Here is an 11,490-nt window from a genome sequence, read left to right as displayed (position 1 = left end):
GTAGGACAATGGAATCAAACGGGGCTTAGTGGGACGAGGCAGAACGACAGGCAGAAGTGGCCGATTCTGCCTTCTGCCGGGAAAGCGAGCAGGGGTGAGCGACTCTTTCGGAGCACTGCTGAGAGCCCACAGACTGGCCGCGGACCTGACGATCGAGGGGCTCTCGCATGCTTCGGGGGTGAGCGTGCGTGCCATCGGCGACATGGAACGCGGCGTCAGCCGAGGGCCGCAGGGCCGTACCGTCGCCGCGCTCGCCGAGGCGCTGCGGCTGTCGCAGGCGGACCGCGACGCGCTCCTCGCCGCAGCCCGCGCCGGCCGGCCGCGCGCCGCTCCCTCCACCGCCGGGATCTGCGAACTGCCCCGCGGTGTCGGTGACTTCACCGGTCGTGAGCGCGAGCTGGGCGTGCTGCGCGACTTGGCCACCCGGCGCTCCCGCGCGGACGAGACTGCCGCGATCGTCACCATCTCGGGCACGGCGGGCATGGGCAAGAGCGCGCTGGCCGTGCACGCCGCCGGGCAGTTGGCGGACCTGTTCCCCGACGGCCGCTTCTTCCTCGACCTGCGAGGCATGGACGCCATCCCGCTGACCAGCTCGAACGGCCTGTCGCAGCTGCTCAGGGCGCTGGGCGTGGCCGAGCGCAACATCCCGGCCGACGAGCAGGAAGGCGCCGGGCACTACCGGGCGCTGCTGCGCGAGCGGCGCTGCCTCATCGTGCTGGACAACGCGGAGAGCGAGAGCCACGTACGCCCGCTGCTGCCGGGGGACGGGCCGAGCATGGTCCTCATCACCAGCCGCCGTCCGCTGGCCGGGCTGGAGGGGGCGCGCCAGATCCCGCTGACCCAGCTCGCCGGGCCGGAGGCGGCCGAGCTGCTGCGTGCCATCGTCGGCGAGGCCCGCTCGGTGGCCGACCTCAAGGCCGTCGACGAACTCGCCCGGTTGTGCGGCCATCTGCCGCTGGCCATACGCATCGCGGGCAACCGGCTGCAGAGCCGTCCGGGCTGGACGATCAGGCAGCTCACCGGCCGGCTCGCCGACGAGGATCACCGCCTGGACGCGCTGGCAGCCGGGGGCCTGCACGTCGCCGCCGCCTTCGCGCTGTCCTACGAGCAGCTCACCCCCGCCGCCCGGCAGACCTTCCGGCGGCTCGCGCTGGCCGTGGGGTCCGATTTCGGCATCCCGATGACCGCCGTCCTGACCCAGCTCGACGTGGACGACGCCGAGGACGCACTGGAGGAACTGGTCGACCTGGGGCTGCTCAGCTCCCCGTACGCCGGCCGCTACCGCTTCCACGACCTCGTCCGGCTTTATGCCCGTGCCCGGCTGGAGCAGGAGGAGCCGGCCCAGGAGCGGGAGGCGTCGCGCTCGCGGATGGAGAGCTGGCTCCTGGAGGTGGCGGTGGCCGCCGGGCGCTGGTTCGAGCCCGAGCACGGCACGCTGCCGCCGGAGCGGCGTTCCCTCGTCGCGCTCGACAGCCGGGCCGAGGCACGCGCCTGGCTGCAGGCGGAAGGCGCGGCCTGGTTGGAGGCGCTGCGCTCGGCGGCACGACGCGGAGAGCACACGACAGTGGTCGAGGTGGCCGGATCCATGAAGGGGTTCCCGGACCAGTGGCCCAAGTGGGGGCACTGGGCCGAGGTGTTCACGCTGTCCACCGAAGCGGCCCGGGCCACCGGCGACCGGCGGGAGGAAGCGGCGCAGCTCAACCAGCTGGCCTGGACGATGTACGTGTGCGAAGGCCGGACGAAGGACGCGGAGACCTTCGCCTCGCGAGCGCTGGAACTGGCCCGCGAGGTCGGCGACCTCCCTCAGCAGGGAGTGGCTCTGGTCCACCTCGCCTGGGCTCTGCGCAGCGATCCGGCGAGACTGGAGCAGGAGCTGGAGCACGCCCGCCAGGGCGCCCGCCTAGCCCTGCGGGGCGGCGATCTGAAGAACTACCCCCAGGCCGTGCTCGCCGAGGTCCACGCCCTGCGCCGGGCCGGCCGCCCGGAGGACGCCTTGGAGCGCAACCTCGCGCTGGTGGCCGAACTCCGTGATCCCGCTTTCGGCGGGTTCCCGATCGTCACCACCTACATGCTCGGGGCCGCCCTGGGCCATCTCGGCACCACCTACCTGACGCTCCAGCGCTGGGAAGAGGCGGTCGAGGCCTACCAGCAGGCCATGCCACAGCTGAGCGTCCACCCGCTGCCCTTCTCGGTGGCGCTCACCCAGCACAGGCTCGGCACCGCGCTGCGGTGCGCGGGCCGGATCGCGGAGGCCCGCCATGCGCTGGCCGAGGCGGCCCGGCTCTACGAGGAGGAGGGCGACGGCGACAAGGCCGCCGAGGTGCTCAAGGAGCTCGAAGCAGCCGAATGAGACATCGCATGTTCGTGCGATGTATCGCACCACACAGAACTGACACCGTGGTCCACACCGCCTCCCGCCGGAGGAGGCCGACCTCGGGTGGACACGTATGGCCGTCTGGTTCGTCACGGGAGCCGCACGCGGCACGGGGCGGCACGTCGCCGTGAAGCGCTCCGGAGAGGGCACCGGGTGGCCGCCGCCGGCTCTGACCTGGCAGCGAGCCTCACCGGCGACGTCCTCCCGGATCTCCTGACCGTCGACGACCCGCCGCGGCATCCGCCATTGACGTCACCGAACAGAGGGCAACGTGAACGCACGTGAATCGAAGATCGGCGCCTCGGCCGAGCACGGACGGTACCGGCTGCGCGGGCGGCAGTCCGAGGTCGCCGCCCTGCGTACCCATCTGGCCGCGCTGACCCGCGGCCGGGGCACGACGACCCTCATCCAGGGCAGTCCTGGCATCGGCAAGACCCGCATGCTCACCGAGGCGCGGCAGATGGCCGAGGAGGCGGGGCTGCGCGTCATCCACGGCGGCGGCGACCCGGACGGGCAGACCATCCCCTTCGGCGCCCTGCTCGGCGCGCTGCACTCCGGCTCCGACCAGATCATCCCGGCCGGCACGGCCCAGGCGGCTCCGGGGACGTACTGGTTCCTGCAGGAGCTTCTCGAGCACCTGGAGCGCGCCGCGCTGGCCGCGCCGCTGGTGATCGTCATCGACGACCTGCAGTGGTGCGACGAGGGCACCCTGCTGGCCCTGCGCACCCTGCCGCGTCGGCTGTCCCTGCATCCCATCGCCTGGATCCTCGCCGCGCGGACCGGGCCGCTCAGCCCCGACGTCCGCGCCACGATCTTCGCACTGGCCCAGCCCGGAGGGCAGCAGCTCACGCTCGCCCCCTTGGGGGGCAAGGCGGTCGCCGCGATGACCGGCGACCTGCTCGCGGCCACTCCCGACGGCGCCATTCTGCAGCTCGCGCAGCGGGCCGAGGGGCGCCCGCTGCTGCTCACCGAGCTGATCAACGGCATGCTCGACGAGGGAGGGGTCACTGTCGCCGACGGTGTCGCCCGGCTGACCCGGCAGCGCGTGCCGCTGCGGTTCCACGCCTCGGTTCAGCACCGCCTGGAGCAGGTCTCCCCGCTGGCCAGGAAGGCCGCGCAGATCGCCTCGGTCCTGGGCAGGACCGTCTCCATCGACCAGCTCGCCGAACTCATCGGAGAATCCGCCGTCACGCTGCTGGAATCGCTGGAGGAACTGCTGTCGGCGGATCTTCTGGTCGAACGCGACAGCGCGCTGGTCTTCAGCCACGATCTGATCCGTGAGTCGATCCAGGCGGCCCTGCCCGCGACCCTGCGCAAGGCGCTCCGCCGCCAGGCCGTCGACCTGCGGCTCGCTCAGGGCGTCCCGGTCGCGCGGATCGCCGCCGACCTGGCCGAGACCGCCGAGCCCGGCGACCGCGCCGCCATCACGCTGCTCCGCCAGGCCGCCCGCGACCTGGCGGACGTCGCACCGTCGGCCGCCGTGCAGATGAGCCGCCGCGCGATCGAGCTGTCCGCCCTGGACCCCTTGGGGGAGGCGGGCCTCATCGCCGAGGCTCTGCCGCTGTTCTCCCAGACGGGCCACGCGGGCGAAGCCGTCGCACTGGCCGAGAGCGCGCTGCTCCGGCCACTGCCCGTCGAGGTCGAGGCGGGCATCAGGCTGGGCCTGGCGATCGAGGCCAACCGGCGTTCCTTCAGCGAGGCCGTACGACACAGCCGCGCCGGAGTGGCCCTGCCGGGGCTGCCGCCCCGCATCCGTGCCCAGTTGATGGCCATGCTGGCCTTCAACCTCGCCTTCATCGACGCCGATGAGACCGCCGAGGCGGAAGACCTGATCCCGGCCGCGCTGGCCACTGCGGATCAGGCGGCCGACCAGGCGTCGCGGGCCACGCTGCTGGGCGTGGGCTCGATCATCGCCAACCGCCGGCTCGCCGCCCGCCGTGCGGTCGACCTCATCGACCAGGCGGTCGCCGCGGCGGGCGACGTCAGCTCCGGAGGGCTGTGGCTGCCCGGCGTCTGGAGAGCCCTGCTGCTCACCACGCTGGGGCGGGTGGAGGAAGCGCTTGCCCAGGCGGATGACGGCGTACGCCGGGCACAGCATCACGGACAGGCCGGCATGCTGAGGATGCTCGGTATGGCCCGCTGCCGGATCTATCTGGACGCGGGCCGGCTCAGCGACGCGCGCGCCGAAGCCGAGGCCGTCCTGACCATGTCCGACGAATTCGGCCGGGGCAATTTCGACGACGTCTCGACCCGCTACGTGCTGGGCCGCGTCGCCCTGCACACCGGCGACCCGCAGGACCTGTCACGCGCCCGGGAGTTCGCCGCGTCCATCATGGAGACCGAGGCCGGACATGTACGGCGGTCGGGAGCGTGGCTCGCTGCGCAGATCGCCGCAGACGAGGGCGACCTCGCCCTGGCCATGGACCTGACCGGCGAGGCCGTGGCTTCCTACTATCGCCCGACCTCGTCGCTGGCTTCCCCGCCCGACCCAGCCGACGAGCCCGTCCTCGTCAGGATGGCGCTGAGGGCCGGTGACCATGCCCGCGCGTCCCTGGTCACCGAGTTCGCCGAGACCCGTCACCGCGAGAACCCCGGCGTTCCGATCTACGAGGCCACGGCCGTGCACGCCCGCGCCCTTGTGGACGGCGACGCCGGTCTGCTGGCCCGCGCCATAGAGCTGTACCACGACATCCCCCGGCCGCTCGTGCTGGCGGGAGCTCTGGAGGACACGGGCACGGTCGTCGAGCTGGACGCGGCCCTGCGCCTCTACGAGCAGGCCGAGGCGGAACACGACGCCTCCCGCGTGCGTGACCGCCTCAGGGGCCTGGGGCAGCGACGGTCACGCGACGTCCCCAGCAGACCCACCGCGGGCTGGGACAGCCTCACCGCCTCCGAACTGCAGATCGTCAGGCTGGTCGCGGGTGGCGCCACCAACAAGCAGGTCGCCGACCAGCTCTACCTGTCGCCGCACACCGTCAGCACCCACCTGTGGCACGCCTTCGCCAAACTCGGGATCAGCTCACGGGTCGAACTCACCCGGCTGGTCCTCGAACACGACTCCGTCACGCGATGATCCGGCGGCTCCGCCGTACCGACCTGAGATAGCGCCGGTCGGCGTAGCACCAGCCCCACCGGTCGCCCGGCTCCAGCGAGGCGGTCGCAGGGTGAGTGGTCTCGGCCCAGTGCGCGGCGGCGTGCCGGCCGGGAGAGGTGTCACAGCAGCCGACGTAGCCGCAGGTCAGGCACTCGCGCAGTTCCACCCAGCGGCCGCCTGACTTCTGGCAATCCTCGCAGCCGTCGACGTGACCGGCGGGGACGGGCGGCTGCGTTCCGCGCACATGGAGGCAAGGGGCATCGAGGTACGTGATGTTCATGTCGTCGAATGTCCTCTCGCCGCAGCGCCGTACACATCGCACGAAGGCGTGAGTGTCTGACCGTCAGCGGACGGTGCGAGGGAACTTTCCGGGGGTTGTCACAACCCCTGAAGCTGTTTTGTCCTAGCTGGCGATCGGGTGGCAAACGGGTCGCCCGGCAGTCAGAAAGGGGTTCGTGGTGACGGGCAACGAACCGAGGCCGCGCGCGAGCCGCCGCGCCCGCCGCAGGAGCACCGGGGCATGACGCCGATGGCGCACGAGAATTCGCAGGAAGCGACGCCGCGGATCGGCACGCTCGACAGCCTGCGCGAGCACCTTCAGTGGGCGATCGAGCTGGAGCACGCGACGCTGCCGCCGTACCTGACCGCGCTCTACTCGCTGGATCCCGAGCGCAACCCTGAGGCGGCCCAGGTGGTGGGCAGCGTCTTCGTCGAGGAGATGCTGCACCTGGCGCTGGCCGCGAACCTGCTCAACGCCGTCGGCGGACGACCGCTGCTGGACACGCCGGAGATGCTCACGCCGTACCCGCGAAGGCTGCCGCACGGTGACCCTTCCTTCGAGGTGTCGCTGGTCGCGTTCGGGGCCGAAGCGCTGGAGATGTTCCTGCGTCTCGAACGACCCGCTCCGCCGGGCGCGCCGCCGGAGGGCGACCGCTACGCGACGATCGGGCAGTTCTACGCGGCGATCGAGCAGGGACTCAGGTACCTGTGCGATCGGCTCGGCGAGGAGGCCGTCTTCAGCGGCGATCCGGCCCGCCAGATCAGTGGCGCCCACTTCCGGCACACCGGCGGATCACTGTTCGCGGTCGAGGATCTCGAGTCCGCCCTGGGCGCGCTGAAGGAGATCGTCGAGCAGGGCGAAGGTGCGGCCGGCGGCTCGATCTGGGACGGCGAGCACGACGTCTTCCACCCGGAGCGCGATGAGGTCGCCCACTACTACCGCTTCCAGGAGCTGAAACTCGGTCGCCGCTACCGGCGAGGCGACACCTCGGAGTCAGGGCCCACCGGGGAGAAGATCTCCGTGGACCTGGCGGGGGTGCGCCCGATGAGCCGCAACCCGCGACCCGCCGCGCCGGGAAGTGCGACCCGAACCGCGCAGGAGGAGTTCAACCGCACCTATCGCGATCTCCTGCAACTGCTGGAGCAGGCATTCAACGGGAGCCCGAAGCAGCTCGCGGACGCCACCAGCACCATGTTCACGCTCAAGAGGCAGGCGCAGGCACTGATGGAGATGCCCGGCGGGGCCGGACCCACTTTCGAGTACACAGACGACAGGGGCACACGATGAGCAGGCACCTCCTCGACGCCGTGTGCGTCGCGCATCTGCCGGAGGAGTCCCGGTGGACGACCCGCTGAGGATCGGCGCCGGGATCGTCGACTACCTGCTGATCTTCGTCTACTTCGCCGTGGTCCTGCTGATCGGGGTGGCGGCCCGCCGGAGGGTCTCCAGCAGTCTCGACTTCCTCCTGTCCGGGCGGTCGCTGCCCGCCTGGATCACCGGGCTGGCGTTCATCTCAGCCAACCTCGGCGCTGTCGAAATCATCGGCATGTCGGCCAACGGGGCTGAATACGGCATGCCGACCATGCACTACTACTGGATCGGCGCCATCCCGGCCATGCTCTTCCTGGGCGTCGTCATGATGCCCTTCTACTACGGGTCCAAGGTGCGCAGCGTCCCCGAGTTCATGCGCCGCCGCTTCGGTCCCGGCGCGCACCTGGTGAACGCGATCAGCTTCGCCCTGGCCCAGATCCTCATCGCGGGGATCAACCTGTTCCTCCTGGCCACCGTCGTGAACGGCCTGCTCGGCTGGCCGCTGTGGGTAGCCCTGCTCCTCGCCGCCGCGATCGTCCTCAGCTACATCACCCTCGGCGGCCTGTCCGCGGCCATCTACAACGAGGTCCTGCAGTTCTTCGTCATCGTTGCCGCGCTGCTGCCGCTCACCCTCATCGGGCTGCACCGCGTCGGAGGCGTGGACGGGCTGATCGACAAGGTGCGGACATCCGTCGGCGGCGGTGCGGAACAGCTCAACTCGTGGCCGGGCAACGAACTGGCCGGGTTCGGCAACTCGGTCCTGTCCGTCGTCGGCATCGTCTTCGGCCTCGGCTTCGTGCTCTCCTTCGGCTACTGGACGACCAACTTCGTCGAGGTCCAGCGCGCGATGGCCACCAAATCGATGTCCGCGGCACGCAGTACGCCGATCATCGCCTCGTTCCCGAAGATGTTCATCCCGTTCATCGTCGTGATCCCCGGGATGATCGCCGGAGTCCTGGTGCCCGAGGTGATGCGGCTCAAGGCGGGCGACCAGGCCGCCGGGATCACCTACAACGACTCGATCCTGCTGCTCATCCGCGACGTGCTCCCCACAGGGCTGCTCGGCATCGCCCTGACGGGTCTGCTCGCCGCGTTCATGGCCGGCATGGCGGCCAACATCTCCGCCTTCAACACCGTCTTCAGCTACGACCTGTGGCAGCAGTACGTGAAGAAGGGCCGCTCCGACGGTTACTACCTGAAAGTCGGCCGGTGGGCCACGGTCGGTGCGACGGGCCTGGCCATCGGCACCGCCTTCATCGCCGCCGGCTACGGCAACCTGATGACCTATCTCCAGACGCTGTTCGGCTTCTTCAACGCTCCGCTGTTCGCCACCTTCATCCTGGGCATCTTCTGGAAGCGGATGACCGCGACCGCCGGCTGGGTGGGGCTGGTGTCCGGGACGCTGGGCGCGGTGACCGTTTGGTTGCTCAACGAGGTGGGCGTCTTCTCCCTGCCCGGTCAGGGGGCGGCGTTCGTGGCCGCGGGCGCGGCCTTCGTCGTCGACATCACCGTCAGCGTCCTGGTCAGCCTGATGACCCCGCCCAAGCCGGCGAGCGAACTCGGAGGGCTCGTCCTGTCGGAGACGCCCAGGCAACAGCGCACCGATCCGGCGGCGAGCCGGTTGCCCTGGTACCGCGCGCCGGTGAAGCTCGCGGGTATCTCCCTCGTGCTCGTCACCGCGCTCAACGTGATCTTCAGATGACCGTCCTGAAAGGAACCGGCACATGACAGACGAACGGGCCGCCACCGGCGGCGAACATGCTGGACCGCGCAGGGCCGGGGCCTTCGACGTGCGCGTGTTCATCGCGGGTTTGATCGGGTTCTACGGCATCGTGCTGATCATCATGGGTCTCGTCGTGGACTCGGCGTCGGATCGGGCCAAGACCGGTGACGTGAACGCCAATCTGTGGGCCGGCATCGGCATGGTGGTCATCGCCGTGGCCTTCGCGGTGTCTGTACGCCTACGACCTGTGGTCATTGAATGACCGGTGTGACTCCGGACGTTCCACCGGGCAAGGACGCCTACGACGCCGACCTCGAAGGACCGGACCGGGTTACTCCGAAGATGTGACGATCACCCGGGGCGGGGGCCGTCCAGAGGCAGGTGGCCGGGCGGAGGGTACGGCAGCGCCTGCCCCGCCCGGCTGCTGATGCCGTCGAAGGCCAGTTCGAGATACCGGCGCCAGGCCTGCGGCTCGGCGGCGAGCAGCGGCTCCGCGGTGTGCTTGATGCCGCTGAGCAGGAGTATGACGTCGACGCCGGTGAGGTCCGGGCGCACGGCGCCCTGCTCCCGGGCGCGGGCGGTGAGCGTTTCCGCGGCTTCGCAGAGGCGGTCGATCGCCTCACGTACCTGCGGGAGCTGTATGGACGGCCGCCCGACGACCTCACAGAAGGCGCGGTCCCTGACGAAGATCTGCACGCTCTCGGTCATGAATGCGCGCAGCGCGCCGCCGGCATCGTCAGCTGTGAGCAACGTGCTGGCGGTGTCCACCAGCTCGTCCAGCATGCCGAGCATGATCGCCGCAAGCAGTTCCTCCTTGGAGGAGAAGTGCCGGAAGACGGTGCCCTTTCCCAGTCCGGCGCACTGCGCGATCTCCGCGATGGACACCCCGACCCCACGCTCGGCGAACGTCCTGGCCCCGGCCTCCAGCAGTAGCCGGCGGTTGCGCACCGCGTCGCTGCGTGGCGTCGTCCCAGTCATGCGGCCAGTCTAGCCAAAGTGACCGCATGGTCCGTTTCGGCGTTAGAGTAAAGGTGACCGCACGGTCCGTTTGCTGCCGAAAGGAAGAACATGAACCTGCTGGACGGGAAGGTCGCCCTCATCACCGGAGCGTCGTCGGGCATCGGGGAAGCCACCGCGCTCGCCCTCTCCACGGAGGGGGCACTCGTAGCGGCCGGAGCCCGGCGCGTCGACCGGCTGGAGTCCCTGGCCCGCAAGGCGCCCGGCGAGATGCTGACCCTCGACCTGGACGTGACCGACCAGAACTCGGTACGAGCCGCGGTGGCGGCGACCGTCGGGCGCTTCGGCGCCCTGGACATCCTGGTGAACAACGCCGGGCTGATGCTCGCCGGCCCTCTCCTGGGCGCCGACGTCTCGGAATGGACGCGCATGGTCGACACCAACCTGCTGGGGTCGATGTACACGGTCCACGCGGCGCTGCCGTACCTGCTGGAGAGCAAGGGGACGGTCGTCCAGGTCTCCTCGACCTCGGGCCGGATCGCGTCCGCGGGCAACGGCGTCTACTCCGCGACGAAGTTCGGCATCACCGCCTTCGCCGAGTCGCTGCGGCAGGAGGTCACCGCCCAGGGCGTGCGCGTCGTGGTCGTCGAACCCGGATTCGTGGCCACCGAGTTGTCCGGGCACATCTCCGACCCCGCGATGCGGGCGGCCGCCCAGGAGATGGCCTCCTCCATGCGCACGCTGCGGCCGGGCGACATCGCCGAGGCCGTCGTGTACGCGGTCACCCAGCCTGCGCACGTCGCGGTCAACGAGATCCTCATCCGCCCCACCGACCAGACCCGTTGAGCGCCGTGGTGGACGCCCGCCCCCTGCGCTCCGGGCCGACGTTCCGTCGGCGATCAGGATTTTTCGCGGTGTTCGTCACGACTGCGGGGGGCTGGCCGGTCTTAGCTGCGACCGGGACGGACAGCGCCCGGCGGACAGAGAGGGCAACACCATGAAGGTGGTCGTCATCGGCGGAACCGGCCTGATCGGGTCGAAGGTCGTCACCAAGCTGGGCGAGCACGGCCACGAAGCGGTGGCTGCGGCCCCGAACACCGGCGTCAACACGCTGACCGGCGAAGGGCTGCCCCAGGCGCTGGCGGGCGCGGACGTGGTGGTGGACGTGTCCAACTCCCCCTCCTTCGAACGCGCCGCCGTACTCGACTTCTTCGAGACCTCGACCCGCAACCTGCTGGCCGCCGAAGCCGCGGCGGGCGTGGAGCACCATGTCGCGCTCTCGGTGGTCGGAACCGAACGGCTGCCGGAGAACGCCTATTTCGCCGCGAAGATCGCTCAAGAGCAGTTGATCGAGAAGTCAGGCATCCCCTATTCCCTCGTCCACGCCACGCAGTTCTACGAGTTCATCCGCAGCATCGCCGACACCTCCACCGTCGACGGCGAGGTGCACATCGCGCCCGTGCGCTTCCAGCCCGTCGCCGGCGAGGAGGTCGCCCAGGCCGTCGGCCGTACGGCGGTCGGCAGCCCGCTGAACGGCAGGACCGAGATCGCCGGGCCTGAGCAGTACTGGATGGACGAGTTCTTCCGCAAAGCCCTCTCCGCCTGGGGCGACGCCCGCCCGGTCGTTTCCGACCCCCAGGCCCGCTACTTCGGCAGCGTGCCCGGCGAGCGCACCCTGGTGCCCGCCGGCGGCGCCACGTTCGGCCAGATCAGCTACCGCGCCTGGCTTGACGGAAGCACGAAGTAGCCTC

The 11,490-nt window shown here is 70.5% G+C and carries 9 protein-coding genes; 7 read left to right on the top strand and 2 right to left on the bottom strand.

All coding sequences use genetic code 11. The features are described 5' to 3' along the window. Positions 1–28 precede the first annotated feature (28 nt). A complete protein-coding gene (locus AB0G11_RS08785) occupies positions 29–2,350 on the top strand; it encodes a helix-turn-helix domain-containing protein (protein WP_357584822.1) in 2,322 nt (773 codons plus the stop codon). A gap of 295 nt (positions 2,351–2,645) precedes the next feature. Beyond that, positions 2,646–5,447, top strand: coding sequence for an AAA family ATPase (locus AB0G11_RS08780; RefSeq protein WP_357584820.1), 2,802 nt, complete (start codon positions 2,646–2,648; stop codon positions 5,445–5,447). Here the strand turns inward: AB0G11_RS08780 and AB0G11_RS08775 are convergent. After that, on the bottom strand, positions 5,437–5,748 hold the full coding sequence (locus AB0G11_RS08775) for a UBP-type zinc finger domain-containing protein (RefSeq protein ID WP_219499282.1): 312 nt from the start codon (positions 5,746–5,748) through the stop codon (positions 5,437–5,439). The two genes, AB0G11_RS08780 and AB0G11_RS08775, sit on opposite strands and share 11 nt — an antisense overlap. A 240-nt stretch (positions 5,749–5,988) precedes the next feature. On the opposite strand from AB0G11_RS08775, the gene AB0G11_RS08770 reads away from it, so the two are divergent. From AB0G11_RS08770 to AB0G11_RS08760, 3 genes are read left to right on the top strand one after another with little or no spacing between them, the layout of a single operon-like run. Continuing rightward, complete coding sequence (locus AB0G11_RS08770; protein WP_357584818.1) at positions 5,989–7,035, top strand: ferritin-like protein; 1,047 nt, start codon at positions 5,989–5,991, stop codon at positions 7,033–7,035. A 52-nt stretch (positions 7,036–7,087) separates the two neighbouring features. Next, a complete protein-coding gene (locus tag AB0G11_RS08765; RefSeq protein WP_219499287.1) occupies positions 7,088–8,761 on the top strand; it encodes a sodium:solute symporter family protein in 1,674 nt (557 codons plus the stop codon). A 22-nt stretch (positions 8,762–8,783) separates the two neighbouring features. Continuing rightward, positions 8,784–9,044, top strand: coding sequence for a hypothetical protein (locus AB0G11_RS08760; protein ID WP_219499289.1), 261 nt, complete (start codon positions 8,784–8,786; stop codon positions 9,042–9,044). A gap of 89 nt (positions 9,045–9,133) precedes the next feature. Here the strand turns inward: AB0G11_RS08760 and AB0G11_RS08755 are convergent, their stop codons facing one another. Beyond that, positions 9,134–9,760 carry a TetR/AcrR family transcriptional regulator gene (locus AB0G11_RS08755; RefSeq protein ID WP_219499291.1) on the bottom strand — a complete coding sequence of 209 codons (627 nt, stop codon included), beginning with the start codon at positions 9,758–9,760 and terminating at the stop codon, positions 9,134–9,136. Positions 9,761–9,850: 90 nt separating this feature from the next. On the opposite strand from AB0G11_RS08755, the gene AB0G11_RS08750 reads away from it, so the two are divergent. Then, the gene (locus AB0G11_RS08750) at positions 9,851–10,585 is read left to right on the top strand and encodes an SDR family NAD(P)-dependent oxidoreductase (RefSeq protein ID WP_219499294.1); all 735 of its coding nucleotides are present in this window, start codon (positions 9,851–9,853) and stop codon (positions 10,583–10,585) included. Positions 10,586–10,736: 151 nt separating this feature from the next. After that, positions 10,737–11,486, top strand: coding sequence for an SDR family oxidoreductase (locus AB0G11_RS08745; protein ID WP_219499296.1), 750 nt, complete (start codon positions 10,737–10,739; stop codon positions 11,484–11,486). The last annotated feature ends 4 nt before the right edge of the window (positions 11,487–11,490 follow it).

The sequence above is a fragment of the Nonomuraea sp. NPDC023979 genome, from assembly GCF_040639085.1.
Taxonomy (GTDB): Bacteria; Actinomycetota; Actinomycetes; order Streptosporangiales; family Streptosporangiaceae; genus Nonomuraea; species Nonomuraea ceibae.
Note: the sequence above shows the minus strand (reverse complement) of the source record. Positions and strands in the feature narration are given on the sequence as shown.